This is a genomic window from Citrobacter sp. RHB20-C16 (genome assembly GCF_013890155.1).
GTDB lineage: Bacteria > Pseudomonadota > Gammaproteobacteria > Enterobacterales > Enterobacteriaceae > Citrobacter_A > Citrobacter_A amalonaticus.
In genome coordinates this window covers 455,142-478,831 of the sequence record NZ_CP057630.1, presented here as the reverse complement: position 1 = coordinate 478,831, position 23,690 = coordinate 455,142, and the positions used below count along the sequence as shown (strand labels likewise).

Below are 23,690 nucleotides of genomic sequence, written 5' to 3'. Positions count from 1 at the left end.
TCTATGAGCCAACTATTAATACAACCTGCCGACGCGATGATTACGCTGGAAAACGTCAATAAGTGGTACGGACAGTTTCATGTCCTTAAGGATATCAACCTGCGCGTTAAACAGGGGGAACGCATTGTGTTATGTGGGCCTTCAGGTTCGGGAAAATCAACCACCATCCGCTGTATTAACCATCTGGAAGAACATCAACAGGGACGAATTATTGTCGATGGCATTGAGTTGAATGAAGACATCCGCAACATCGAGCGAGTCCGACAGGAAGTCGGCATGGTATTCCAGCACTTCAATCTCTTTCCTCATCTGACGGTTTTGCAAAACTGTACGCTGGCACCGATTTGGGTGCGTAAGATGCCGGTAAAAGAAGCCGAAGCGCTGGGGATGCACTACCTGGAACGTGTGCGTATTGCAGAGCACGCACATAAATTTCCAGGGCAGATCTCCGGAGGACAGCAACAACGCGTTGCCATTGCCCGCTCGCTATGTATGAAACCCAAAATTATGCTCTTTGATGAACCCACGTCGGCGCTGGATCCCGAAATGGTGAAAGAGGTGCTGGATACGATGATTGGCCTGGCGCAATCAGGAATGACAATGCTTTGCGTCACGCATGAGATGGGATTTGCCAGAACGGTGGCTGACAGGGTGATCTTCATGGATCGTGGGGAAATTGTTGAGCAGGCCCCGCCGGATGAGTTTTTTGCACATCCTAAATCAGAACGTACTCGAGCATTCCTGTCTCAGGTGATTCATTAGTCGTTTGCTCTGCCGGGTGACGGCTTCACCTTACCCGGCCTACCGTTTTTTCGGCGTATAAACGCAAAAAGGCCATCCTTTCGGATGGCCTTCTCACTTGTTTGATGTCTGGCAGTTCCCTACTCTCGCATGGGGAGACCCCACACTACCATCGGCGCTACGGCGTTTCACTTCTGAGTTCGGCATGGGGTCAGGTGGGACCACCGCGCTACAGCCGCCAGACAAATTCTTTTCCACTGTGCCGAACTTTAACCTAATTAAGTGGTGCTGATACCCAGAGTCGAACTGGGGACCTCACCCTTACCAAGGGTGCGCTCTACCAACTGAGCCATATCAGCACGCTAAATTTGATGCCTGGCAGTTCCCTACTCTCGCATGGGGAGACCCCACACTACCATCGGCGCTACGGCGTTTCACTTCTGAGTTCGGCATGGGGTCAGGTGGGACCACCGCGCTACAGCCGCCAGGCAAATTCTGTTTATTAACCCGCCTTTCGCCGGTTAATCTAATCTGTAATCACGCTGAAAATTTTCTCTCAATCCGCCAAAACAGCTTCGGCGTTGTAAGGTTAAGCCTCACGGTTCATTAGTACCGGTTAGCTCAACGCATCGCTGCGCTTACACACCCGGCCTATCAACGTCGTCGTCTTCAACGTTCCTTCAGGACCCTTAAAGGGTCAGGGAGAACTCATCTCGGGGCAAGTTTCGTGCTTAGATGCTTTCAGCACTTATCTCTTCCGCATTTAGCTACCGGGCAGTGCCATTGGCATGACAACCCGAACACCAGTGATGCGTCCACTCCGGTCCTCTCGTACTAGGAGCAGCCCCCCTCAATTCTCCAGCGCCCACGGCAGATAGGGACCGAACTGTCTCACGACGTTCTAAACCCAGCTCGCGTACCACTTTAAATGGCGAACAGCCATACCCTTGGGACCTACTTCAGCCCCAGGATGTGATGAGCCGACATCGAGGTGCCAAACACCGCCGTCGATATGAACTCTTGGGCGGTATCAGCCTGTTATCCCCGGAGTACCTTTTATCCGTTGAGCGATGGCCCTTCCATTCAGAACCACCGGATCACTAAGACCTGCTTTCGCACCTGCTCGCGCCGTCACGCTCGCAGTCAAGCTAGCTTATGCCTTTGCACTAACCTCCTGATGTCCGACCAGGATTAGCTAACCTTCGTGCTCCTCCGTTACTCTTTAGGAGGAGACCGCCCCAGTCAAACTACCCACCAGACACTGTCCGCAACCCGGATTACGGGCCCACGTTAGAACACCAGCCATTAAAGGGTGGTATTTCAAGGACGGCTCCACACGAACTGGCGTCCGCGCTTCAAAGCCTCCCACCTATCCTACACATCAAGGACCAGTGTTCAGTGTCAAGCTATAGTAAAGGTTCACGGGGTCTTTCCGTCTTGCCGCGGGTACACTGCATCTTCACAGCGAGTTCAATTTCACTGAGTCTCGGGTGGAGACAGCCTGGCCATCATTACGCCATTCGTGCAGGTCGGAACTTACCCGACAAGGAATTTCGCTACCTTAGGACCGTTATAGTTACGGCCGCCGTTTACCGGGGCTTCGATCAAGAGCTTCTCCTTACGGATAACCCCATCAATTAACCTTCCGGCACCGGGCAGGCGTCACACCGTATACGTCCACTTTCGTGTTTGCACAGTGCTGTGTTTTTAATAAACAGTTGCAGCCAGCTGGTATCTTCGACTGATTTCAGCTCCACGAGTAAATCGCTTCACCTACATATCAGCGTGCCTTCTCCCGAAGTTACGGCACCATTTTGCCTAGTTCCTTCACCCGAGTTCTCTCAAGCGCCTTGGTATTCTCTACCTGACCACCTGTGTCGGTTTGGGGTACGATCTGATGTTACCTGATGCTTAGAGGCTTTTCCTGGAAGCAGGGCATTTGTTGCTTCAGCACCGTAGTGCCTCGTCATCACGCCTCAGTGTTAAAGTGAACCGGATTTACCTGGAACACACACCTACACGCTTAAACCGGGACAACCGTCGCCCGGCCAACATAGCCTTCTCCGTCCCCCCTTCGCAGTAACACCTGGTACAGGAATATTAACCTGTTTCCCATCGACTACGCCTTTCGGCCTCGCCTTAGGGGTCGACTCACCCTGCCCCGATTAACGTTGGACAGGAACCCTTGGTCTTCCGGCGAGCGGGCTTTTCACCCGCTTTATCGTTACTTATGTCAGCATTCGCACTTCTGATACCTCCAGCATGCCTCACAGCACACCTTCACAGGCTTACAGAACGCTCCCCTACCCAACAACACTTAGTGTCGCTGCCGCAGCTTCGGTGCATGGTTTAGCCCCGTTACATCTTCCGCGCAGGCCGACTCGACCAGTGAGCTATTACGCTTTCTTTAAATGATGGCTGCTTCTAAGCCAACATCCTGGCTGTCTGAGCCTTCCCACATCGTTTCCCACTTAACCATGACTTTGGGACCTTAGCTGGCGGTCTGGGTTGTTTCCCTCTTCACGACGGACGTTAGCACCCGCCGTGTGTCTCCCGTGATAACATTCTCCGGTATTCGCAGTTTGCATCGGGTTGGTAAGCCGGGATGGCCCCCTAGCCGAAACAGTGCTCTACCCCCGGAGATGAATTCACGAGGCGCTACCTAAATAGCTTTCGGGGAGAACCAGCTATCTCCCGGTTTGATTGGCCTTTCACCCCCAGCCACAAGTCATCCGCTAATTTTTCAACATTAGTCGGTTCGGTCCTCCAGTTAGTGTTACCCAACCTTCAACCTGCCCATGGCTAGATCACCGGGTTTCGGGTCTATACCCTGCAACTTAACGCCCAGTTAAGACTCGGTTTCCCTTCGGCTCCCCTATTCGGTTAACCTTGCTACAGAATATAAGTCGCTGACCCATTATACAAAAGGTACGCAGTCACCCCATAAAGAGGCTCCCACTGCTTGTACGTACACGGTTTCAGGTTCTTTTTCACTCCCCTCGCCGGGGTTCTTTTCGCCTTTCCCTCACGGTACTGGTTCACTATCGGTCAGTCAGGAGTATTTAGCCTTGGAGGATGGTCCCCCCATATTCAGACAGGATACCACGTGTCCCGCCCTACTCATCGAGCTCACAACACATGCAATTTTGTGTACGGGGCTGTCACCCTGTATCGCCGGCCTTTCCAGACCGTTCCACTACCACACATGCTGATTCAGGCTCTGGGCTGCTCCCCGTTCGCTCGCCGCTACTGGGGGAATCTCGGTTGATTTCTTTTCCTCGGGGTACTTAGATGTTTCAGTTCCCCCGGTTCGCCTCGTTAACCTATGGATTCAGTTAACGATAGTGCAACGAATTGCACTGGGTTTCCCCATTCGGACATCGCCGGCTATAACGGTTCATATCACCTTACCGACGCTTTTCGCAGATTAGCACGTCCTTCATCGCCTCTGACTGCCAGGGCATCCACCGTGTACGCTTAGTCGCTTAACCTCACAACCCGAAGATGTTTCTTTCGATTCATCATCGTGTTGCGAAAATTTGAGAGACTCGAACACACCATTAACAGTGTGTCGTTTCAATTTTCAGCTTGATCCAGATTTTTAAAGAGCAAAACTTCGCAGCGCACCCTTTCAGGTACACTCTGAAGTTTTCTTGATTACGTTCTACAGTATGGTGGAGCTATGCGGGATCGAACCGCAGACCTCCTGCGTGCAAAGCAGGCGCTCTCCCAGCTGAGCTATAGCCCCATACAGTGTAGTCAGAACCTCTGTACCGATAATTTTTCCTGAGACAAGGCGTGGAATGGCGAAGCATACTTAAAGTATGCGAGTCGTTTCACAACGCAGTATTCAGGGAAAATTTGGTAGGCCTGAGTGGACTTGAACCACCGACCTCACCCTTATCAGGGGTGCGCTCTAACCACCTGAGCTACAAGCCTGTAGAGGTTTTACTGCTCGTTTTTCATCAGACAATCTGTGTGGGCACTACAAAGGCAGGTTCTTTAAGGTAAGGAGGTGATCCAACCGCAGGTTCCCCTACGGTTACCTTGTTACGACTTCACCCCAGTCATGAATCACAAAGTGGTAAGCGCCCTCCCGAAGGTTAAGCTACCTACTTCTTTTGCAACCCACTCCCATGGTGTGACGGGCGGTGTGTACAAGGCCCGGGAACGTATTCACCGTGGCATTCTGATCCACGATTACTAGCGATTCCGACTTCATGGAGTCGAGTTGCAGACTCCAATCCGGACTACGACATACTTTATGAGGTCCGCTTGCTCTCGCGAGGTCGCTTCTCTTTGTATATGCCATTGTAGCACGTGTGTAGCCCTGGTCGTAAGGGCCATGATGACTTGACGTCATCCCCACCTTCCTCCAGTTTATCACTGGCAGTCTCCTTTGAGTTCCCGGCCTAACCGCTGGCAACAAAGGATAAGGGTTGCGCTCGTTGCGGGACTTAACCCAACATTTCACAACACGAGCTGACGACAGCCATGCAGCACCTGTCTCACAGTTCCCGAAGGCACCAAGGCATCTCTGCCAAGTTCTGTGGATGTCAAGACCAGGTAAGGTTCTTCGCGTTGCATCGAATTAAACCACATGCTCCACCGCTTGTGCGGGCCCCCGTCAATTCATTTGAGTTTTAACCTTGCGGCCGTACTCCCCAGGCGGTCTATTTAACGCGTTAGCTCCGGAAGCCACACCTCAAGGGCACAACCTCCAAATAGACATCGTTTACGGCGTGGACTACCAGGGTATCTAATCCTGTTTGCTCCCCACGCTTTCGCACCTGAGCGTCAGTCTTCGTCCAGGGGGCCGCCTTCGCCACCGGTATTCCTCCAGATCTCTACGCATTTCACCGCTACACCTGGAATTCTACCCCCCTCTACGAGACTCAAGCCTGCCAGTTTCGAATGCAGTTCCCAGGTTGAGCCCGGGGATTTCACATCCGACTTGACAGACCGCCTGCGTGCGCTTTACGCCCAGTAATTCCGATTAACGCTTGCACCCTCCGTATTACCGCGGCTGCTGGCACGGAGTTAGCCGGTGCTTCTTCTGCGGGTAACGTCAATTGCTGCGGTTATTAACCACAACACCTTCCTCCCCGCTGAAAGTACTTTACAACCCGAAGGCCTTCTTCATACACGCGGCATGGCTGCATCAGGCTTGCGCCCATTGTGCAATATTCCCCACTGCTGCCTCCCGTAGGAGTCTGGACCGTGTCTCAGTTCCAGTGTGGCTGGTCATCCTCTCAGACCAGCTAGGGATCGTCGCCTTGGTGAGCCGTTACCTCACCAACTAGCTAATCCCATCTGGGCACATCCGATGGCAAGAGGCCCGAAGGTCCCCCTCTTTGGTCTTGCGACATTATGCGGTATTAGCTACCGTTTCCAGTAGTTATCCCCCTCCATCGGGCAGTTTCCCAGACATTACTCACCCGTCCGCCACTCGTCAGCAAAGCAGCAAGCTGCTTCCTGTTACCGTTCGACTTGCATGTGTTAGGCCTGCCGCCAGCGTTCAATCTGAGCCATGATCAAACTCTTCAATTTAAGTTTGATGCTCCTAGAATTAAACGTCGTAATGAATTACGTGTTCACTCTTTGAGACTTGGTATTCATTTTTCGTCTTGCGACGTTAAGAATCCATGTCACTCTGAGTGCCCACACAGATTGTCTGATAAATTGTTAAAGAGCAGTTGCGACGCGCTTTAGCGCTCTGTCGCGAGGTGGCGTATATTACGCTTTCCTCTTTCAGAGTCAACCCTGATTTTCAGGATTTTTCTCTTCGCTGTGACGACCATCTTGTGAAGCGTTCCACTTTGTCGTCTCAACGGAGGCGCATTATAGGGATCCCATTTTTTTGCACAAGCCTTTTTTAGATCTTTTTTTCCGTTCGCTGCTTTTTCATCCCTTTCGCTCCATTCATGCGCAATTTGGCGAATTTTTGATAGCTAAAGCACTTGCGCAAGGCCAGAAATGCAACCAAAGTCATCATTACTGTTCTCTTTCCTTGAGGTAAACATGTCTGACGTATTACGTCCTTATAAGGATCTTTTTCCACAGATTGGCCAACGGGTGATGCTCGACAGCAGCAGTGTGATCATTGGTGACGTTCGCCTGGCGGACGATGTGGGGATCTGGCCGCTTGTTGCGATCCGTGGCGATGTAAATTACGTTGCGATCGGGGCGCGTACGAATATTCAGGATGGCAGCGTGTTGCATGTCACGCACAAATCCGCCTCCAACCCGGATGGCAACCCGCTCATTGTAGGAGAAGATGTGACGGTCGGGCATAAAGTGATGTTGCACGGCTGCATCATTGGCAACCGGGTCCTGGTCGGTATGGGATCGATTCTGCTGGATGGCGCGGTGATTGAAGACGACGTAATGATTGGGGCGGGAAGCCTGGTACCGCAAAACAAACGCCTGGAGAGCGGCTATCTCTATTTGGGGAGCCCGGTCAAACAGATCCGGCCGCTAACAGAGGAGGAGAAAGCGGGTCTGCAATACTCCGCCAGAAATTATGTGAAATGGAAAGACGAGTATCTCGCTCAGGGTAACCAAACCCAGCCATGATCGTCTTCTTGCTGGGACTGGATCAGTGCTTCCGCTTCTTCTTCCAGATCCCAGCGATGTTCGCAAAAGTGAGCTAACCATTGTTCCGTCGTTTCACCACCAAAGCGATTCGCCAGCGTTTCTCCCTTAATAGCGCACATTAACTGCATGCCATTAACCAGCGCGGGAAAGCAGACCGCTTTTTTCTGCGCGTCCCACTCTTCCCGGTCTGGAAACTGGATGGCCTGATTCATGCGGATAACTCCTGCTTGAGACGCGCAATCACTGGTTCAATTTCCGGCAACACACCGTGCCAGAGCAGAACGGCATGAGCTGCTTGCCCCACCAGCATCCCCAGACCATCGGCATAACGTTTCGCGCCCTGGCGTTCACACCAGGAGAGAAACGGCGTATTGCCCTTTTGGTAGAACATGTCGTAACAACATACCGCCGGACGAATGAGCGATACCGGGATCGCCGGGATCTCACCGCTGATGCCGCTGGAGGTGGCATTGATGATCAGATCAAACTCATGTCCTTCCAGCTCATCCATACCCAGCGCCTGCACGCTACCTGTATGTGCAAAAACCTGTGCCAGTTCTTCCGCACGGGATGCCGTCCGGTTAACAATCGTCACCCCGCAATCCAGAGAAAGCAGCGGTAACAATACACCACGCGAAGCGCCACCCGCGCCAATCAGCAGGATACGTTGCCCCGGCTGGATAAATGACAGACGTTCGAGGTCACTTAGCAGACCGATGCCGTCGGTGTTGTCACCCAGCAACCGACCATCTTCGAGCCGCTTGATCGTATTCACCGCACCGGCCAGGGCTGCACGCTCGGTGAGTTCATCGGCGCGGGCAAATGCTTCTTCTTTAAATGGCACTGTGACGTTCACTCCTTTACCGCCGTCGGCAAAGAACGCGTTCAGTGTGTTGATGAAATCATTAACAGGCGCCAGCACACGGCCATACGGATGCGCAATCTGCAGCTGCTGCGCAAATTGCTGATGAATAAACGGCGATTTGCTGTGCGCGATTGGATTACCAAAAACAGCATAGGTTTCCATCATCTTACCCCTGTCGAAACAACTCGCCCGTCAGGGCATCACGGATTTCCGAAGGATTCAATCGACCTCCGGTTTCTCCTGACACCACCGGGAAGTCTGAACCAAACTGTGTGCGAACTTCCTCAACCGTACGGCAAGGGGGTAATCCACTCAGGTTGGCGCTGGTTGAAACCAACGGTTTGCCATAAGCCTGGCACAAGGCGACCACCAGCGGATGATCCGTCACGCGCACCGCCAATGAATCAAAGCGCCCCGTCAACCAACGAGGCGTCGTCGCTGGCGCAGGGAAAACAAAGGTCACCGGACCAGGCCAACGAGCAAACACGGCATCACGCTGGGCATCGGTCAACATACTGTCGTCAATATACGGCTTGAGCTGCTCAAAACTGGCGGCGATCAAAATTAACCCTTTATCCACCGGACGCTGTTTCAAGGCCAACAGACGATTTACGGCCACTTCGCTATCGGGATCGCACCCGACGCCAAAGACGGCTTCTGTTGGATAGGCGATGACATTCTCTTTATTCAGTACCTCTATTGCGTCAGCGATAGGGTCTGTTGGCAGGTTATTATTCACTTGTTTGTTCCGCCGAAACCGGCTTTCCACATTGTTTACTGGCGCAAAAGTGCTTCACACCCTGCGCGGTTTTCTTTTCGATGAGTAGCGGATAGTGGCACTCAGGACACTCTCCGGCTATCGGTTTGAAGTTAATGACAAACTGGCACTCCGGATAGCGATCGCAGGAGTGGAAGGTTTTGCCATAACGGGAACGCCGCTGGACCAGATGGCCCGTCTGGCATTGAGGGCAGGTAATAGCGGTTTCATCGGGTTTATCAATGAGCTCGGTATGCTCACATTCTGGATAGTTGCTGCAGCCGATAAACATACCAAAACGCCCCTGGCGCAACACCAGTTCGCTGCCGCAGTCAGGGCAATGTTTCCCCTCCAGAACTTTGACGATATGTCCGTCCGCTGAGGATTTCAACGGACGGATATAGTCACATTCCGGATAGTGCGAGCAACCAAGAAACGGACCGTGTTTCCCGGAGCGAATCACCAGTTCAGCCCCGCACTGTGGACAGGGCTCATTTTTACGCACCGAAAACAGTGCTGATTTAGCCATAACAACTCATGCTGAATTAAGGTTGATTAATGCAGCATACCTTCATTCACTTCAAAGAGTAATTCTTCCATTTGCTGATATGCATTTTCACAACCTGGAATATTGAACAAAACCATCAGGATGACCCACTTCAGGTCTTCCAGGTCGAATTCTGCGGTATCCAGCGCGAGCACACGTTCAATCACCATTTCTCGCGTTTCGAGGTTTAGCACCTGAATCTGCTCAAGGAATAACAGGAATCCCCGGCAACTGGCATCCAGTCGGTCACACTCTTCTGGGGTATAAATACGCACAGAGAGAGGATCGGAGGCGAGCTGCATCGGCTCGGCAAGACCTTCCTGGTAGTCAGCAAGCTTTTCCAGCCACAGGAGCGCGTTGTAGATGTCTTCACGATCAAAACCAGCGTCGGTAAGATCCCGTTCAAGTTTGTCCTGATCCACACGTAATTCAGCTTCATTGTGGATATATGTCTCAAACAAATACATTAGTACGTCGAACATGGCATGCCCTCCTCAATCGGACATAGCCGCCGGGTACAACTGCGATCCATCCTGCTAACTCCAGTTCGAGTAGCTGAGCCACTACCTCTGGCACAGGTTGGCCGGCACGTTCAGCGACGACGTCAACAGGTGTTACCTCATCTCCTACGTTAGCCAGGAGCTCGGGAAATGGCAATGCTGCGCCTTCCTGATCTGATGAATAAAGTGATTTTTCAGGCTCATCTGGCAGCCAATGCAAGCCGTACTGCAAATTTTCCATGATTTCATCTGGGGCCGTCACAAGGGTGGCCCCCTGCTTCACCAGCCAGTGTGGCCCTTCGCTTCCGGGGCTGCCGAGGGGGCCAGGGATAGCGAACACCTCTCGTCCTTGCTCTAACGCACAGCGCGCGGTGACCAACGAGCCACTGCGTAATGCCGCCTCAACCACCAGAACCCCTTTACTCAGACCGCTAATGATACGGTTCCGGCGGGGAAAGTTGCGCGGTAAAGGGGCCATCATTAACGGAAATTCGGACACCAGCGCGCCTCCCGTTTCCAGCAACGCATCGGCCATCCCGGCATGTCGGCGGGGATAGACGGATTGCAGGCCGTTGCCTAATACGGCAATGCTTTTCCCCTTTGCCTGGATCGCCGCCCGATGGGCGATGCCATCAATACCTCGCGCCAGACCGCTGGTAATGGTGATATCCCAACTGGCCAGTTTCTCACAAAACATCTGCCCCCATCGTTCGCCATACCAGGACGGCGTTCGGCTTCCCACGACGGCGAGTTGAAAATCATGGAGACATCGCGGGGAGCCAACGACAAAAACCGCACCGGGATAATCTTCAATGGCGCGAAGCTGTGCAGGATAATCTTCACTGTCTGCCAGTAATAAGTGATGGTGCGGCAACTCAAGCCAGCGAAGGGTTCTTTCCAGTTCTTTTTCCGGAAAGGTCAAAAAGCGCGTTGCCTGGGAAGGGGAAAGGCCGGCACGCCGCAATGCGGCGATATCAATAGCCGGCTGTGATATCAGTCCGTGAGCGACGCGCACCATCTCATCGCCGAACAACTCATTCACAGCCATTAAACGTAGCCAAATTTCGGTACGGGTCATCCTTATCCCCCTGCCACAAGCAGTCTTAGCAATCTTTGCGATTGGTCACTGATGCTGTCAATCAGAGGGGGATTTGTCTAGAATAGAGGTAATAATCTTTCCAACTCCTGAACACAACTCTGGATAACTATGTCAGTTTTGCAAGTGTTACATATTCCGGACGAGCGCCTTCGCAAAGTCGCAAAGCCGGTAGAAGAAGTGAATGCAGAAATTCAGCGTATCGTCGATGATATGTTTGAGACGATGTACGCGGAAGAAGGTATTGGCCTCGCAGCAACGCAGGTTGATATTCATCAGCGGATTATCGTCATTGACGTGTCGGAAAATCGTGACGAACGCCTGGTGTTAATTAACCCGGAACTGCTGGAAAAAGAAGGCGAGACCGGTATTGAAGAAGGTTGTCTGTCTATTCCGGAACAGCGTGCTTTAGTGCCGCGTGCTGAGAAAGTGAAAGTTCGCGCGCTCAATCGCGAGGGTAAACCGTTTGAACTGGAAGCCGACGGCCTTCTGGCTATCTGTATTCAGCACGAGATGGATCACCTGGTCGGTAAACTGTTTATCGATTATTTATCACCGCTGAAGCAGCAACGTATTCGTCAGAAAGTTGAGAAACTCGACCGCCTGAACGCACGAGCTTAAGGACAAGAATCACCGTGTCAGACTCACTACGTATTATTTTTGCGGGTACACCTGACTTTGCAGCGCGTCATCTTGACGCGCTGTTGTCTTCTGAACATCACGTTGTCGGGGTATTTACCCAGCCCGATCGCCCGGCAGGTCGGGGAAAAAAACTGATGCCGAGCCCGGTAAAAGTGCTGGCAGAGGAAAAAGGCATTCCGGTTTTCCAACCCGTTTCCTTGCGCCCGCAGGAAAACCAGCACCTGGTTTCTGATCTGAACGCAGATGTTATGGTCGTCGTCGCGTATGGTCTGATTCTGCCGAAAGCCGTGCTGGATATGCCGCGTCTCGGCTGCATTAACGTCCACGGTTCGCTGCTGCCGCGCTGGCGCGGCGCGGCGCCCATTCAACGTTCTCTTTGGGCTGGGGACGCCGAAACGGGCGTGACCATTATGCAAATGGACGTGGGTCTCGATACGGGCGATATGCTCTATAAGCTCGCCTGCCCCATCACCGCGAAAGACACCAGCGGCACGCTGTACGACAAGCTGGCGGATCTTGGTCCGCAGGGGCTGATCGAAACGCTGAAGCAGTTAGCTGAGGGCCGTGCAAATCCGCAAGTGCAGGATGAATCGCTAGTCACTCACGCAGAAAAGCTCAGTAAAGAAGAAGCGCGCATCGACTGGTCGCTTTCTGCGACACAACTGGAACGTTGCATTCGCGCATTCAATCCCTGGCCAATGAGCTGGCTGGAAATTGACGGCCAGCCGGTAAAAGTCTGGCAGGCATCCGTGATAGAGACGCCGACGCTGGCAGAACCGGGAACCATCCTTGACGCCACGAAACAAGGCATTCAGGTCGCGACCGGCAACGGAGTCCTGAACCTGCTCTCATTGCAACCCGCCGGAAAAAAAGCGATGAGCGCCCAGGATCTTCTGAATTCACGTCGGGAATGGTTCATTCCTGGCAACCGTCTGGTCTGACGGTCACTTCTGATAACGCCCGGTGTTACCGGGCCTTTTTATTTTTGCGGTTATGAATAAGAAACTTAACTTACGCAGTATGGCGGCGCAGGCCGTTGAACAGGTCGTCGAGCAAGGGCATTCACTGAGCAATGTCCTGCCGCCGCTACAACAAAAAGTCTCCGATAAAGACAAAGCGCTGCTACAGGAACTCTGTTTTGGGGTTCTGCGTACGCTGTCGCAACTCGACTGGTTGATCAACAAACTGATGTCCCGCCCAATGACGGGAAAACAGCGCACCGTGCATTACCTGATAATGGTGGGATTCTATCAATTACTGCATACCCGAATTCCTCCACATGCAGCGCTGGCGGAAACGGTCGAAGGTGCCGTAGCGATAAAGCGCCCGCAGCTTAAGGGGCTAATAAACGGTGTTCTGCGTCAGTTCCAGCGTCAACAAGAAGTACTGCTCGCGGAATTCGCCAGCAGCGACGCGCGTTTTCTGCACCCTGGCTGGCTACTTAAACGCCTGCAAAAGGCGTACCCCACCCAATGGGAAGCGATTATTGATGCCAACAATCAGCGCCCCCCGATGTGGCTACGTGTGAATCGCATACACCATACGCGCGACAGCTGGCTGGCATTGCTCGAAAACGCCGGGATGAAAGGTTTCACTCATCCCGACTATCCCGATGCCATCCGTCTGGAAACAGCAGCACCGGTCCATACGCTTCCTGGGTTCGATGAAGGATGGGTCACCGTTCAGGACGCCTCTGCTCAGGGATGCGTGGCCTTCCTTGCTCCGCAAAACGGCGAACACATTTTAGATCTGTGTGCAGCACCAGGCGGTAAAACCACCCACATCCTCGAAGCGGCTCCCGAAGCAAACGTGCTGGCAGTTGATGTGGATGAACAACGACTCTCCCGCGTTTATGACAACCTGAAACGTCTTGGGATGAAAGCGACGGTTAAGCAGGGTGATGGGCGTTTCCCTGCACAATGGTGCGGCGAGCAGCAGTTTGATCGTATCCTGTTAGATGCCCCCTGCTCTGCAACCGGAGTTATCCGTCGTCACCCGGATATCAAATGGCTTCGCCGCGATCGTGATATTACCGAACTGGCAAAGCTACAGGCTGAAATTCTTGATGCCGTCTGGCCGCATCTGAAATCCGGCGGCACGCTGGTCTATGCCACCTGTTCCGTTTTGCCGGAAGAGAACAGTCAGCAGGTTCACGCCTTCTTACAGCGTACGACGGATGCCATGCTGAGCGAGACAGGCACACCCGAAATGCCGGGTCTTCAAAATCTGCCGGGTGCAGAAGACGGTGATGGCTTCTTTTACGCTAAGCTAATCAAAAAGTGATGGGATAACGGGTCACGACTGATGAAAATAATCATTCTGGGCGCAGGACAGGTGGGTGGAACGCTGGCAGAGAACCTGGTCGGCGAGAACAACGACATTACCGTAGTGGATACCAACGGTGAACGCCTGCGCAGCCTGCAGGATAAGTTCGATCTGCGTGTCGTTCAGGGACACGGCTCGCACCCACGCGTGCTGCGTGAAGCCGGGGCGGATGATGCGGATATGCTGGTTGCCGTGACCAGTTCTGATGAAACGAACATGGTTGCCTGCCAGGTGGCTTATTCGCTGTTTAATACGCCGAACCGAATCGCCCGTATCCGCTCTCCCGATTATGTCCGTGATGCGGACAAGCTGTTCCACTCAGAAGCCGTACCTATCGATCACCTGATCGCGCCCGAACAACTGGTCATCGACAGCATTTACCGCCTGATCGAATATCCAGGCGCATTACAGGTCGTCAATTTCGCAGAAGGCAAAGTGAGCCTTGCCGTCGTAAAAGCCTATTACGGTGGCCCACTGATCGGGAATGCGCTCTCAACGATGCGGGAGCATATGCCGCATATCGATACCCGCGTTGCGGCGATTTTCCGTCACGACAGACCGATCCGCCCACAGGGCTCCACCATTGTCGAAGCGGGCGACGAAGTCTTCTTTATTGCCGCTTCCCAGCACATTCGTGCGGTGATGAGCGAACTGCAACGCCTCGAAAAGCCTTACAAACGCATCATGCTGGTTGGCGGCGGTAACATCGGGGCAGGTCTGGCGCATCGTCTGGAAAAAGATTACAGCGTGAAATTGATCGAACGCGATCAACAGCGCGCTGCCGAGCTGGCCGAAAAACTTCAGAATACGATCGTCTTTTTTGGCGACGCCTCTGATCAAGAATTGCTGGCCGAAGAGCATATCGATCAGGTCGATCTGTTTATTGCCGTTACCAACGACGATGAAGCTAACATCATGTCAGCGATGTTGGCTAAGCGCATGGGGGCGAAAAAGGTGATGGTGTTGATTCAACGCCGCGCTTATGTCGATCTTGTTCAGGGTAGCGTGATCGATATCGCGATCTCTCCCCAGCAAGCAACCATCTCGGCTCTCCTTAGCCATGTGCGAAAAGCGGACATTGTTGGCGTCTCTTCATTACGCCGTGGCGTCGCAGAAGCGATTGAAGCTGTCGCTCACGGCGATGAAAGCACCTCACGCGTTGTCGGCCGAGTCATCGACGAAATCAAACTGCCGCCAGGCACGATTATTGGTGCTGTCGTGCGTGGTAACGATGTGATGATTGCTAATGACAACTTACGCATCGAACAAGGCGATCACGTCATTATGTTCCTGACGGATAAAAAGTTTATTACCGACGTCGAACGCTTATTCCAGCCAAGTCCTTTCTTCCTTTAACATTGAAGGGTGCATTGTTTGCACCCTTTTTAATCCCCTGATTTATCAAGGCTTAATTCATAATCTTAATCTCAATACTTAAATGGCAAATGCCTTAACATTTGTTAAACTTATTAACGTCAGCTGCATAGGGAGAATATAATGAGCATTATTAAAGAGTTTCGCGAATTCGCGATGCGCGGGAATGTTGTCGATTTGGCAGTGGGTGTCATTATCGGTGCGGCGTTCGGTAAAATTGTATCGTCACTGGTTGCCGATATCATTATGCCGCCGCTGGGTTTGTTAATTGGTGGGATCGATTTTAAACAGTTTGCCGTCACATTGCGTGATGCGCAGGGAGATATCCCGGCCGTTGTGATGCATTATGGCGTGTTTATTCAGAATATCTTCGACTTTGTGATTGTCGCCTTTGCTATTTTCATGGCAATTAAGCTCATTAACAAACTCAATCGTAAGAAAGAAGAGCCGGCGGCTGCACCTGCACCGACGAAAGAAGAAGTCTTGCTTACTGAGATCCGCGACCTGCTGAAAGAACAGAATAATCGTTCTTAACAGACCGCAGAAAGCAGAAGGCCAGTGGTAAAAAAGTGATTCACTTTCTTGCCACTGGCCTCCCAGTTACCCCGGTTACCGTGTTTGCCTTTACGTAAATAACTCCCTTTCCCTTTCTTATTCTTTTCAACACGCTGTCTGAATAGCGGGTCATGTAATAATGCCTCAATGGCATTGTCCTTTATCTGCCCTTTCGTATGCTGATAACGACTCATAATAACTCCAGTTTGTAGTTTAACGGCGGGAGTGTAGTCCCACCTGTCTGATAAATCAACAGCCCGACGCCACTCCACTGGCTCCTTGTTCAAGAGCTTCCAGGATTGAGCAGTACACACTGCTATGCGCAGTGCCACAGCAGGCATCGTTCAAACGCTGCAATGAACGCTGCATGCTTTGCAGTTCGGCAATACGAGCTTCAACTTCTTTCAGCCTGTCCTGCACGATCCCTTTGGATTCCTGACAGGTATGATGTTCAGGATCGATGCGGATCGATAACAATTCACGGATCGACTCAAGGGTAAAGCCAAGCTGTCGGGCATAGCGGATGAATTTAAGCCGTTGAAGATCCTTTTCCGTATATAACCGGAAACCGCCTTCTGTGCGCACCTCATGCTCCATCATCTGCTGCTTTTCATAGTAGCGGATCGTATCAGGGGTCACTTCCGCCAGCTTTGCTAACTCACCAATGCGATACATGTCCACTCCATTAATTATCGTTAATTTTATGCAGCAACTTATCAGCATACTCACCGCGTAAAAATTCCGTGCTCAGACCGGACTGCCGCAGCTTCAGTTCCAGCAGTGACAAACGCCGACTCACTTCCTGATACTGCGGATCATCCTGCCGCAGGCCTTTCAGCAGATCCAACAACTGGATGGCTTCTTTCCGCTGCTCCAGTTCGGGTGGGAGACAGCCTGCATTCTTCAGTAAGCGATAACCGGCACGTAGCTCATCAGGCACATGTGAATCATCATCCAGCACCAACGGTTGGCCAGCGCCGCGAAGATCTTCAAACTCACCATTTCTTTGTGCATCGATGATATGACGCTCTGCCCACTGGTCCAGTAACCACATAATGACTCCAGGGGATGAACAAAAAGAGTACAGATATTGTAGATAAGTGGGGGTGCTGCGGATATAAAAAAACCCGCCGAGGCGGGTTTTTTTACGTTACTACAGATTACTCTGCAGCAGCTTCTGCTTTCGACTCAGAGCGATCAACCAGCTCGATGTATGCCATCGGCGCATTGTCGCCTGCACGGAAGCCACACTTCAGAATGCGAGTGTAACCACCGGCGCGGCTCGCGAAACGCGGGCCCAGCTCGTTAAACAGTTTTGCCACGATCTCGTTATCACGAGTGCGGGCGAATGCCAGACGACGATTAGCTACGCTATCAGTCTTGGCAAGAGTAATCAGCGGCTCAACTACGCGACGCAGCTCTTTCGCTTTAGGCAGGGTCGTCTTGATGATTTCATGACGAACCAGTGAACCTGCCATGTTGCGGAACATAGCCTGGCGATGGCTGCTGTTGCGGTTCAGTTGACGACCACTCTTACGATGGCGCATGACCTTATCCTTCTCAGTAAAACCTTAACCTGTGATCCGGTTACTCGTCAGCGATGCTTGCCGGTGGCCAGTTTTCCAGGCGCATGCCCAGAGACAGTCCACGGGAAGCCAGCACGTCTTTAATCTCAGTAAGAGATTTTTTACCAAGGTTAGGCGTCTTAAGAAGCTCAACCTCAGTACGCTGTACCAGATCACCGATATAGTGGATAGCTTCTGCTTTAAGGCAGTTAGCAGAGCGGACAGTCAATTCCAGATCGTCAACAGGGCGCAGCAGGATCGGATCGAATTCTGGTTTCTCTTCTTTCACTTCCGGCTGACGTACATCACGTAAATCAACGAAAGCTTCCAGTTGTTCTGCCAGAATGGTCGCCGCACGACGAATCGCCTCTTCAGGATCGATTGTGCCGTTGGTTTCCATTTCGATGACCAGCTTGTCCAGGTCGGTACGCTGTTCTACACGCGCTGCTTCAACATTGTAGGCAATACGCTCTACAGGGCTGTAGCATGCGTCGACCAGCAGACGGCCGATTGGGCGCTCATCTTCTTCCGAATGAATTCGGGTAGAAGCCGGCACATAACCACGACCGCGCTGAACTTTGATACGCATGCTAATAGACGCGTTCTCATCGGTCAGGTGGCAGATCACGTGCTGCGGCTTGACGATTTCGACATCCCCGTCATGGGTAATGTCGGCTGCAGTCACAGGGCCAATGCCAGATTTATTCAAGGTAAGAATAACTTCATCTTTACCCTGAACTCTCACCGCCAGCCCTTTCAGGTTGAGCAGGATTTCCAGGATATCTTCCTGAACGCCTTCTTTGGTGCTGTACTCATGTAGTACACCATCAATCTCAACCTCGGTCACCGCGCAACCCGGCATCGATGAGAGCAGAATACGGCGCAGTGCGTTACCCAGAGTATGGCCGAAGCCACGCTCTAAAGGCTCAAGGGTCACCTTGGCGTGCGTCGAACTCACTTGCTCGATATCTACCAGGCGCGGTTTTAGAAACTCTGTCACAGAACCCTGCATTGTGTCCTCTCTTTGGTACTAAGCTTTACTTGGAGTAAAGCTCGACGATCAGGTGTTCGTTAATGTCCGCAGACAGATCAGAACGCTCAGGCTTACGCTTGTACGTACCTTCCATCTTGCCAGCATCAACTTCCAGCCAGGTTGGCTTTTCACGCTGCTCAGCCAGCTCCAGAGCGGCTTTCACGCGAGACTGCTTCTTCGCTTTCTCACGAATGCTAACAACGTCATTCGGACTAACCTGATAAGAAGCGATGTTAACAACACGACCGTTTACCATAATCGCTTTATGGCTAACCAGCTGACGTGCTTCTGCACGAGTGGCGCCGAAGCCCATACGGTATACAACGTTGTCCAGACGACCTTCCAGCAGAGCCAACAGGTTTTCACCGGTGTTGCCTTTCAGACGTGCTGCTTCTTTGTAGTAGTTACGGAACTGACGCTCCAGCACACCGTAGATACGGCGAACTTTTTGCTTTTCACGCAACTGCACACCATAGTCAGACAGACGCGGTTTACGCGCACCGTGCTGGCCAGGAGCTTGTTCAATTTTACACTTGGTATCGATCGCGCGAACGCCAGACTTAAGGAATAAGTCGGTGCCCTCACGACGGCTCAGCTTGAGCTTAGGACCCAAATATCTTGCCATTTTCTATCTCCAACTAACCTGGAAAACGAAGCGTTATACGCGACGTTTTTTCGGCGGACGACAACCGTTATGAGGGATCGGAGTCACATCAGTAATATTAGTGATGCGGAAACCAGCGGCGTTCAGAGCACGAATAGTAGATTCGCGGCCTGGACCCGGACCTTTAACCATAACTTCCAGATTCTTGATGCCGTATTCTTTTACGGCGTCAGCGCAACGCTCTGCTGCAACCTGAGCTGCGAACGGAGTAGATTTGCGAGAACCACGGAAACCGGAACCACCGGCTGTTGCCCAACCCAGCGCGTTACCCTGACGATCAGTGATAGTCACGATGGTGTTGTTGAAAGAAGCATGGATATGAGCCACGCCGTCAGAGACTTGTTTTCTTACACGTTTACGTGCACGAATTGGTGCCTTTGCCATTATTCAATCACCCCGATTATTTCTTGATCGGTTTGCGCGGACCCTTACGGGTACGTGCGTTGGTCTTAGTACGCTGACCGCGCACTGGCAGACCACGACGATGACGCAAACCGCGATAGCAACCAAGATCCATCAGGCGCTTGATGCTCATGCTGATTTCACGGCGCAGATCACCTTCAACGACAAATTTGGCAACTTCGTCACGCAGCGTGTCGATTTGTCCTTCAGACAGCTCACTGATCTTAACATTTTCAGCGATACCCGCTGCAGCCAGGATGGCTTTAGAACGGGTCTTACCGATGCCGTAGATCGACGTTAACGCGATCACAGCATGTTTTTGATCAGGAATGTTAATGCCTGCTATACGGGCCACTATGCACTCCTACTATTTAATATGTACGCACCATGCTGAAAAGCCCGTTTTCAGGATACTCAAATGGAAACGTACAGACATACAAAAGATTGGCTGGCTAATCTAGCCAGCTCAACCCAACTTTGCAAGAAAAATATGCGAATAAATCAGCCTTGGCGCTGTTTATGCTTCGGCTCGGCACTGCAAATCACACGGATGACACCATCACGCTTAACGATTTTGCAGTTACGGCATAATTTCTTGACGGAAGCACGAACTTTCATTTTTACTCTCCGTAACTTCTCGGGCGACCAATTATCGGCCGTAGCCTTTCAGGTTCGCCTTCTTCAATGCAGACTCGTACTGACTAGACATCATCAGAGTTTGCACTTGAGCCATAAAGTCCATAATCACGACAACAACGATAAGCAGTGAGGTCCCACCGAAGTAGAACGGTACTTTCATTGCATCACGCATGAACTCCGGGATCAGGCAGATAAAGGTAATGTAGAGCGCACCGACCAAAGTCAGGCGGGTCATTACTTTATCGATATACTTCGCCGTTTGCTCTCCCGGACGAATTCCTGGTACAAATGCACCGGACTTCTTCAGGTTATCTGCTGTTTCACGCGGGTTGAAGACCAACGCCGTGTAGAAGAAACAGAAGAAGATGATTGCAGACGCATAGAGTAACACATAAAGCGGTTGCCCAGGCTGCAAATACAGCGAAATTGTTGTCAGCCAGTTCCAACCAGTACCGCCCCCGAACCATGACGCGATGGTTGCCGGGAACAGAATAATACTGGAAGCGAAGATTGCCGGGATTACCCCCGCCATATTCACTTTCAGCGGTAAATGTGTGCTCTGTGCAGCATAGACACGACGACCTTGCTGACGTTTAGCGTAGTTTACCACAATGCGGCGTTGACCACGCTCAACAAATACAACAAAGAACGTCACTGCAAATACTAATACTGCAACCAACAGCAACACGAGGAAGTGCAGGTCGCCTTGACGCGCTTGCTCGATAGTATGGGCAATGGCTGGCGGGAGGCCCGCGACAATACCGGCGAAGATAATGATCGAGATACCGTTACCGATACCACGTTCAGTAATCTGTTCGCCCAACCACATCAGGAACATCGTCCCTGTGACCAGACTGACAACAGCGGTGAAGTAGAATGCAAAGCCTGGATTCATCACCAGACCTTGCATACCAGGCATATTCGGCAGACCGGTAGCAATACCGATCGACTGGAATATGGCCAACACCAGAGTACCGTAGCGGGTGTACTGGCTGATCTTACGACGACCAGACTCCCCTTCTTTCTTGATTTCTGCCAGCGTTGGGTGAACCACCGTCAGCAGCTGGATAATAATTGATGCCGAAATATACGGCATAATACCCAAGGCAAAGATAGAAGCACGGCTGAGAGCACCACCAGAGAACATGTTAAACATTTCAATGATGGTGCCTCGCTGTTGCTCAAGCAGTTTGGCAAGTACAGCGGCATCAATACCAGGGATCGGAATGAAAGAGCCAATACGGAACACGATAAGCGCACCGATAACAAACAGCAGTCTGCGTTTCAGCTCGCCTAAGCCACCTTTGGCACTTTGAAAATCTAATCCCGGTTGTTTAGCCATCTGCTACTTATTCCTCGATTTTACCGCCAGCAGCTTCGATAGCAGCACGAGCGCCTTTAGTAACACGCAGACCACGAACAGTTACCGGAGTAGTGACTTCACCAGCCAGGATCACTTTCGCGAACTCGATCTGGATACCGATAATGTTAGCCGCTTTCAGCGTGTTCAGGTCTACAACACCGCCTTCCACTTTCGCCAGGTCAGACAGACGGACTTCGGCTGTAATCGCTGCTTTGCGAGAAGTGAAGCCGAATTTCGGCAGACGACGGTACAGAGGCATCTGACCACCCTCGAAACCGCGACGTACGCCACCGCCAGAACGAGACTTCTGACCTTTGTGACCACGACCACCGGTTTTACCGAGGCCAGAACCGATACCACGACCCAGGCGTTTACCCGCCTTTTTGGAGCCTTCGGCCGGAGACAGAGTATTTAAACGCATCTCTTACTCCTCAACTTTAACCATGAAGGAAACCGCGTTGACCATACCACGAACAGCAGGAGTATCCTCGCGCTCTACGGTGTGACCAATACGACGCAGACCCAGGCCAAGCAGCGTTGCCTTGTGTTTCGGCAGACGACCGATTGCACTGCGGGTTTGAGTAATTTTAATAGTCTTTGCCATGGTTTATTTCCCCAGAATTTCTTCAACGGATTTACCACGCTTGGCAGCGACCATTTCTGGAGAATTCATATTTTCCAGGCCATCAATAGTTGCACGAACCACGTTGATCGGGTTGGTGGAACCATATGCTTTAGCCAGAACGTTATGAACTCCAGCAACTTCCAGAACGGCGCGCATTGCACCACCGGCGATAATACCGGTACCTTCGGAAGCTGGCTGCATGAATACACGAGAACCCGTGTGAACACCTTTAACCGGGTGTTGCAGGGTGCCGTTGTTCAGCGCGACGTTAATCATATTGCGACGGGCTTTTTCCATCGCTTTCTGGATCGCTGCTGGAACTTCACGCGCTTTACCGTAACCAAAACCAACGCGACCGTTACCATCGCCTACTACAGTCAGAGCTGTGAAGGAGAAAATACGACCACCTTTTACGGTTTTAGATACGCGGTTTACCGCGATCAGCTTTTCCTGCAGTTCGCCAGCTTGTTTTTCGATGTGAGCCATCTTACACCTCTACCTTAGAACTGAAGGCCAGCTTCACGGGCAGCATCTGCCAGTGCCTGGACACGACCATGATATTGGAACCCGGAACGGTCAAAGGACACATCTTTGATGCCTTTTTCCAGAGCGCGTTCAGCGACAGCTTTACCCACAGCTGCAGCCGCGTCTTTGTTACCGGTGTACTTCAGTTGTTCAGCGATAGCTTTTTCTACAGTAGAAGCAGCTACCAGAACTTCAGAACCGTTCGGTGCAATTACCTGTGCGTAAATATGACGCGGGGTACGATGTACCACCAGGCGAGTTGCGCCCAGCTCTTTGAGCTTGCGGCGTGCGCGGGTCGCACGACGGATACGAGCAGATTTCTTATCCATAGTGTTACCTTACTTCTTCTTAGCCTCTTTGGTACGCACGACTTCGTCGGCGTAACGAACACCCTTGCCTTTGTAAGGCTCAGGACGACGGTAGGCACGCAGATCTGCTGCAACCTGGCCGATCACCTGCTTATCAGCGCCTTTCAGCACGATTTCAGTTTGAGTCGGACATTCTGCAGTAATCCCTGCCGGCAGCTGATGGTCAACCGGGTGTGAGAAACCTAATGACAGGTTTACTACGTTCCCTTTAACCGCTGCACGATAACCTACACCAACCAGCTGCAGCTTCTTAGTGAAGCCTTCGGTAACACCGATAACCATTGAGTTCAGCAGGGCACGCGCGGTACCAGCCTGAGCCCAACCGTCTACGTAACCATCACGCGGACCGAAGGTCAGTGCATTATCTGCATGTTTAACTTCAACAGCATCGTTGAGAGTACGAGTCAGCTCGCCGTTTTTACCTTTGATCGTAATAACCTGACCGTTGATTTTTACATCAACGCCGGCAGGAACAACGACCGGTGCTTTAGCAACACGAGACATTTT

The 23,690-nt window shown here is 51.9% G+C and carries 28 protein-coding genes, 3 tRNA genes and 4 rRNA genes; 7 read left to right on the top strand and 28 right to left on the bottom strand.

Going from position 1 to position 23,690, the window contains the following annotated elements; all coding sequences use genetic code 11:
- Positions 1 to 3: 3 nt before the first annotated feature.
- Positions 4 to 762, top strand: a complete 759-nt coding sequence (locus HVX64_RS02330) for an amino acid ABC transporter ATP-binding protein (RefSeq protein WP_042324914.1) — start codon at positions 4 to 6, stop codon at positions 760 to 762.
- Between the two features lie 106 nt (positions 763 to 868).
- Here the strand turns inward: HVX64_RS02330 and rrf (HVX64_RS02325) are convergent.
- The 7 genes from rrf (HVX64_RS02325) to HVX64_RS02295 all read right to left on the bottom strand — a co-directional run bounded on the left by rrf (HVX64_RS02325) (position 869) and on the right by HVX64_RS02295 (position 6,291).
- Positions 869 to 984 (bottom strand): 5S ribosomal RNA (gene rrf, locus HVX64_RS02325).
- Positions 985 to 1,024: 40 nt separating this feature from the next.
- Positions 1,025 to 1,100: transfer RNA gene (locus tag HVX64_RS02320), tRNA-Thr, on the bottom strand.
- A gap of 14 nt (positions 1,101 to 1,114) precedes the next feature.
- Positions 1,115 to 1,230, bottom strand: a 5S ribosomal RNA gene (gene rrf / locus HVX64_RS02315).
- Positions 1,231 to 1,326: 96 nt separating this feature from the next.
- Positions 1,327 to 4,232: ribosomal RNA gene (locus HVX64_RS02310) — 23S ribosomal RNA — on the bottom strand.
- Between the two features lie 181 nt (positions 4,233 to 4,413).
- Positions 4,414 to 4,489, bottom strand: a tRNA-Ala gene (locus tag HVX64_RS02305).
- A gap of 114 nt (positions 4,490 to 4,603) precedes the next feature.
- Positions 4,604 to 4,680, bottom strand: a tRNA-Ile gene (locus HVX64_RS02300).
- A 69-nt stretch (positions 4,681 to 4,749) separates the two neighbouring features.
- Positions 4,750 to 6,291 (bottom strand): 16S ribosomal RNA (locus tag HVX64_RS02295).
- The 16S, 23S and 5S rRNA genes sit together here with 3 tRNA genes alongside, the layout of an rRNA operon.
- Positions 6,292 to 6,762: 471 nt before the next feature.
- Between HVX64_RS02295 and HVX64_RS02290 the strand changes: the two genes are divergently transcribed.
- Positions 6,763 to 7,317, top strand: coding sequence for a gamma carbonic anhydrase family protein (locus HVX64_RS02290; RefSeq protein WP_042998365.1), 555 nt, complete (start codon positions 6,763 to 6,765; stop codon positions 7,315 to 7,317).
- Here HVX64_RS02290 and HVX64_RS02285 read toward each other — a convergent pair.
- Genes HVX64_RS02285 through dprA form a run of 6 tightly spaced genes read right to left on the bottom strand, consistent with a single transcriptional unit; the run spans position 7,293 to position 11,085 of the window.
- The gene (locus HVX64_RS02285) at positions 7,293 to 7,550 is read right to left on the bottom strand and encodes a DUF1488 domain-containing protein (protein ID WP_042998366.1); all 258 of its coding nucleotides are present in this window, start codon (positions 7,548 to 7,550) and stop codon (positions 7,293 to 7,295) included. The two genes, HVX64_RS02290 and HVX64_RS02285, sit on opposite strands and share 25 nt — an antisense overlap.
- Positions 7,547 to 8,365 (bottom strand): shikimate dehydrogenase, encoded by an 819-nt coding sequence (gene aroE / locus HVX64_RS02280; protein WP_044257549.1) that lies wholly within the window; start codon positions 8,363 to 8,365, stop codon positions 7,547 to 7,549. Before aroE ends, HVX64_RS02285 begins: the two co-directional genes overlap by 4 nt.
- Before the next feature lie 4 nt (positions 8,366 to 8,369).
- Positions 8,370 to 8,942, bottom strand: a complete 573-nt coding sequence (gene tsaC, locus HVX64_RS02275; protein ID WP_044257541.1) for an L-threonylcarbamoyladenylate synthase type 1 TsaC — start codon at positions 8,940 to 8,942, stop codon at positions 8,370 to 8,372.
- Positions 8,935 to 9,489: a type I DNA topoisomerase gene (locus HVX64_RS02270; protein WP_044257542.1), complete on the bottom strand. Its 555-nt coding sequence runs from the start codon at positions 9,487 to 9,489 to the stop codon at positions 8,935 to 8,937. Before HVX64_RS02270 ends, tsaC begins: the two co-directional genes overlap by 8 nt.
- A gap of 26 nt (positions 9,490 to 9,515) precedes the next feature.
- Entirely contained in the window at positions 9,516 to 9,989 is a 474-nt protein-coding gene (gene smg, locus HVX64_RS02265) for a DUF494 family protein Smg (protein ID WP_012908442.1), read from the bottom strand.
- Positions 9,961 to 11,085, bottom strand: coding sequence for a DNA-protecting protein DprA (gene dprA, locus HVX64_RS02260; protein ID WP_044257543.1), 1,125 nt, complete (start codon positions 11,083 to 11,085; stop codon positions 9,961 to 9,963). The genes smg and dprA overlap by 29 nt, the downstream gene beginning before the upstream one ends.
- A gap of 129 nt (positions 11,086 to 11,214) precedes the next feature.
- Here dprA and def point away from each other — a divergent pair, with 129 nt between their 5' ends.
- The 5 genes from def to mscL all read left to right on the top strand — a co-directional run bounded on the left by def (position 11,215) and on the right by mscL (position 15,978).
- Positions 11,215 to 11,724: a peptide deformylase gene (gene def / locus HVX64_RS02255; protein WP_044257544.1), complete on the top strand. Its 510-nt coding sequence runs from the start codon at positions 11,215 to 11,217 to the stop codon at positions 11,722 to 11,724.
- Between the two features lie 14 nt (positions 11,725 to 11,738).
- Entirely contained in the window at positions 11,739 to 12,686 is a 948-nt protein-coding gene (gene fmt / locus HVX64_RS02250) for a methionyl-tRNA formyltransferase (protein WP_044257545.1), read from the top strand.
- A 52-nt stretch (positions 12,687 to 12,738) separates the two neighbouring features.
- A complete protein-coding gene (rsmB, locus tag HVX64_RS02245; protein WP_044257550.1) occupies positions 12,739 to 14,028 on the top strand; it encodes a 16S rRNA (cytosine(967)-C(5))-methyltransferase RsmB in 1,290 nt (429 codons plus the stop codon).
- A 21-nt stretch (positions 14,029 to 14,049) separates the two neighbouring features.
- Entirely contained in the window at positions 14,050 to 15,426 is a 1,377-nt protein-coding gene (gene trkA / locus HVX64_RS02240; protein WP_042998372.1) for a Trk system potassium transporter TrkA, read from the top strand.
- Positions 15,427 to 15,567: 141 nt separating this feature from the next.
- The gene (gene mscL / locus HVX64_RS02235) at positions 15,568 to 15,978 is read left to right on the top strand and encodes a large-conductance mechanosensitive channel protein MscL (protein ID WP_042326268.1); all 411 of its coding nucleotides are present in this window, start codon (positions 15,568 to 15,570) and stop codon (positions 15,976 to 15,978) included.
- Here the strand turns inward: mscL and arfA are convergent.
- From arfA to rplF, 15 genes are all read right to left on the bottom strand, one after another.
- On the bottom strand, positions 15,975 to 16,193 hold the full coding sequence (gene arfA / locus HVX64_RS02230) for an alternative ribosome-rescue factor ArfA (RefSeq protein ID WP_042998373.1): 219 nt from the start codon (positions 16,191 to 16,193) through the stop codon (positions 15,975 to 15,977). The two genes, mscL and arfA, sit on opposite strands and share 4 nt — an antisense overlap.
- A 55-nt stretch (positions 16,194 to 16,248) precedes the next feature.
- Positions 16,249 to 16,674 carry a Zn(2+)-responsive transcriptional regulator gene (zntR, locus tag HVX64_RS02225; RefSeq protein WP_044257546.1) on the bottom strand — a complete coding sequence of 142 codons (426 nt, stop codon included), beginning with the start codon at positions 16,672 to 16,674 and terminating at the stop codon, positions 16,249 to 16,251.
- A gap of 10 nt (positions 16,675 to 16,684) precedes the next feature.
- Positions 16,685 to 17,053 carry a DUF1992 domain-containing protein gene (locus tag HVX64_RS02220; protein ID WP_044257547.1) on the bottom strand — a complete coding sequence of 123 codons (369 nt, stop codon included), beginning with the start codon at positions 17,051 to 17,053 and terminating at the stop codon, positions 16,685 to 16,687.
- Between the two features lie 106 nt (positions 17,054 to 17,159).
- On the bottom strand, positions 17,160 to 17,546 hold the full coding sequence (gene rplQ / locus HVX64_RS02215) for a 50S ribosomal protein L17 (protein WP_001216372.1): 387 nt from the start codon (positions 17,544 to 17,546) through the stop codon (positions 17,160 to 17,162).
- 40 nt (positions 17,547 to 17,586) lie between these two features.
- Positions 17,587 to 18,576: a DNA-directed RNA polymerase subunit alpha gene (gene rpoA / locus HVX64_RS02210; protein ID WP_001162094.1), complete on the bottom strand. Its 990-nt coding sequence runs from the start codon at positions 18,574 to 18,576 to the stop codon at positions 17,587 to 17,589.
- 25 nt (positions 18,577 to 18,601) lie between these two features.
- Positions 18,602 to 19,222, bottom strand: coding sequence for a 30S ribosomal protein S4 (rpsD, locus tag HVX64_RS02205; protein ID WP_000135226.1), 621 nt, complete (start codon positions 19,220 to 19,222; stop codon positions 18,602 to 18,604).
- A 33-nt stretch (positions 19,223 to 19,255) separates the two neighbouring features.
- Positions 19,256 to 19,645 (bottom strand): 30S ribosomal protein S11, encoded by a 390-nt coding sequence (rpsK, locus tag HVX64_RS02200; protein ID WP_001029684.1) that lies wholly within the window; start codon positions 19,643 to 19,645, stop codon positions 19,256 to 19,258.
- A 16-nt stretch (positions 19,646 to 19,661) separates the two neighbouring features.
- Positions 19,662 to 20,018 (bottom strand): 30S ribosomal protein S13, encoded by a 357-nt coding sequence (gene rpsM, locus HVX64_RS02195; RefSeq protein WP_012908431.1) that lies wholly within the window; start codon positions 20,016 to 20,018, stop codon positions 19,662 to 19,664.
- A 146-nt stretch (positions 20,019 to 20,164) separates the two neighbouring features.
- Complete coding sequence (gene rpmJ / locus HVX64_RS02190) at positions 20,165 to 20,281, bottom strand: 50S ribosomal protein L36 (protein ID WP_000868187.1); 117 nt, start codon at positions 20,279 to 20,281, stop codon at positions 20,165 to 20,167.
- Between the two features lie 31 nt (positions 20,282 to 20,312).
- Positions 20,313 to 21,644, bottom strand: coding sequence for a preprotein translocase subunit SecY (secY, locus tag HVX64_RS02185; protein WP_001118864.1), 1,332 nt, complete (start codon positions 21,642 to 21,644; stop codon positions 20,313 to 20,315).
- A 7-nt stretch (positions 21,645 to 21,651) separates the two neighbouring features.
- A complete protein-coding gene (gene rplO / locus HVX64_RS02180; RefSeq protein WP_001238917.1) occupies positions 21,652 to 22,086 on the bottom strand; it encodes a 50S ribosomal protein L15 in 435 nt (144 codons plus the stop codon).
- 3 nt (positions 22,087 to 22,089) lie between these two features.
- Positions 22,090 to 22,269 (bottom strand): 50S ribosomal protein L30, encoded by a 180-nt coding sequence (rpmD, locus tag HVX64_RS02175; RefSeq protein ID WP_001140434.1) that lies wholly within the window; start codon positions 22,267 to 22,269, stop codon positions 22,090 to 22,092.
- A 3-nt stretch (positions 22,270 to 22,272) separates the two neighbouring features.
- Entirely contained in the window at positions 22,273 to 22,776 is a 504-nt protein-coding gene (rpsE, locus tag HVX64_RS02170; protein ID WP_000940121.1) for a 30S ribosomal protein S5, read from the bottom strand.
- A gap of 14 nt (positions 22,777 to 22,790) precedes the next feature.
- Positions 22,791 to 23,144, bottom strand: coding sequence for a 50S ribosomal protein L18 (gene rplR / locus HVX64_RS02165; RefSeq protein WP_000358956.1), 354 nt, complete (start codon positions 23,142 to 23,144; stop codon positions 22,791 to 22,793).
- Positions 23,145 to 23,153: 9 nt separating this feature from the next.
- The gene (rplF, locus tag HVX64_RS02160) at positions 23,154 to 23,687 is read right to left on the bottom strand and encodes a 50S ribosomal protein L6 (protein WP_012135817.1); all 534 of its coding nucleotides are present in this window, start codon (positions 23,685 to 23,687) and stop codon (positions 23,154 to 23,156) included.
- Between the last annotated feature and the right edge of the window lie 3 nt (positions 23,688 to 23,690).

What these genes read in the sequence shown, in the direction of transcription:
- HVX64_RS02330 (WP_042324914.1), top strand. Translation starts at nt 4, where the DNA reads ATGAGCCAACTATTAATACAACCTGCCGACGCGATGATTACGCTGGAA.
- HVX64_RS02290 (WP_042998365.1), top strand. Translation starts at nt 6,763, where the DNA reads ATGTCTGACGTATTACGTCCTTATAAGGATCTTTTTCCACAGATTGGC.
- HVX64_RS02285 (WP_042998366.1), bottom strand. Translation starts at nt 7,550, where the DNA reads ATGAATCAGGCCATCCAGTTTCCAGACCGGGAAGAGTGGGACGCGCAG.
- aroE (WP_044257549.1), bottom strand. Translation starts at nt 8,365, where the DNA reads ATGGAAACCTATGCTGTTTTTGGTAATCCAATCGCGCACAGCAAATCG.
- HVX64_RS02270 (WP_044257542.1), bottom strand. Translation starts at nt 9,489, where the DNA reads ATGGCTAAATCAGCACTGTTTTCGGTGCGTAAAAATGAGCCCTGTCCA.
- smg (WP_012908442.1), bottom strand. Translation starts at nt 9,989, where the DNA reads ATGTTCGACGTACTAATGTATTTGTTTGAGACATATATCCACAATGAA.
- dprA (WP_044257543.1), bottom strand. Translation starts at nt 11,085, where the DNA reads ATGACCCGTACCGAAATTTGGCTACGTTTAATGGCTGTGAATGAGTTG.
- def (WP_044257544.1), top strand. Translation starts at nt 11,215, where the DNA reads ATGTCAGTTTTGCAAGTGTTACATATTCCGGACGAGCGCCTTCGCAAA.
- rsmB (WP_044257550.1), top strand. Translation starts at nt 12,739, where the DNA reads ATGAATAAGAAACTTAACTTACGCAGTATGGCGGCGCAGGCCGTTGAA.
- trkA (WP_042998372.1), top strand. Translation starts at nt 14,050, where the DNA reads ATGAAAATAATCATTCTGGGCGCAGGACAGGTGGGTGGAACGCTGGCA.
- mscL (WP_042326268.1), top strand. Translation starts at nt 15,568, where the DNA reads ATGAGCATTATTAAAGAGTTTCGCGAATTCGCGATGCGCGGGAATGTT.
- arfA (WP_042998373.1), bottom strand. Translation starts at nt 16,193, where the DNA reads ATGAGTCGTTATCAGCATACGAAAGGGCAGATAAAGGACAATGCCATT.
- zntR (WP_044257546.1), bottom strand. Translation starts at nt 16,674, where the DNA reads ATGTATCGCATTGGTGAGTTAGCAAAGCTGGCGGAAGTGACCCCTGAT.
- HVX64_RS02220 (WP_044257547.1), bottom strand. Translation starts at nt 17,053, where the DNA reads ATGTGGTTACTGGACCAGTGGGCAGAGCGTCATATCATCGATGCACAA.
- rplQ (WP_001216372.1), bottom strand. Translation starts at nt 17,546, where the DNA reads ATGCGCCATCGTAAGAGTGGTCGTCAACTGAACCGCAACAGCAGCCAT.
- rpoA (WP_001162094.1), bottom strand. Translation starts at nt 18,576, where the DNA reads ATGCAGGGTTCTGTGACAGAGTTTCTAAAACCGCGCCTGGTAGATATC.
- rpsD (WP_000135226.1), bottom strand. Translation starts at nt 19,222, where the DNA reads ATGGCAAGATATTTGGGTCCTAAGCTCAAGCTGAGCCGTCGTGAGGGC.
- rpsK (WP_001029684.1), bottom strand. Translation starts at nt 19,645, where the DNA reads ATGGCAAAGGCACCAATTCGTGCACGTAAACGTGTAAGAAAACAAGTC.
- rpmJ (WP_000868187.1), bottom strand. Translation starts at nt 20,281, where the DNA reads ATGAAAGTTCGTGCTTCCGTCAAGAAATTATGCCGTAACTGCAAAATC.
- secY (WP_001118864.1), bottom strand. Translation starts at nt 21,644, where the DNA reads ATGGCTAAACAACCGGGATTAGATTTTCAAAGTGCCAAAGGTGGCTTA.
- rplO (WP_001238917.1), bottom strand. Translation starts at nt 22,086, where the DNA reads ATGCGTTTAAATACTCTGTCTCCGGCCGAAGGCTCCAAAAAGGCGGGT.
- rpmD (WP_001140434.1), bottom strand. Translation starts at nt 22,269, where the DNA reads ATGGCAAAGACTATTAAAATTACTCAAACCCGCAGTGCAATCGGTCGT.
- rpsE (WP_000940121.1), bottom strand. Translation starts at nt 22,776, where the DNA reads ATGGCTCACATCGAAAAACAAGCTGGCGAACTGCAGGAAAAGCTGATC.
- rplR (WP_000358956.1), bottom strand. Translation starts at nt 23,144, where the DNA reads ATGGATAAGAAATCTGCTCGTATCCGTCGTGCGACCCGCGCACGCCGC.
- rplF (WP_012135817.1), bottom strand. Translation starts at nt 23,687, where the DNA reads ATGTCTCGTGTTGCTAAAGCACCGGTCGTTGTTCCTGCCGGCGTTGAT.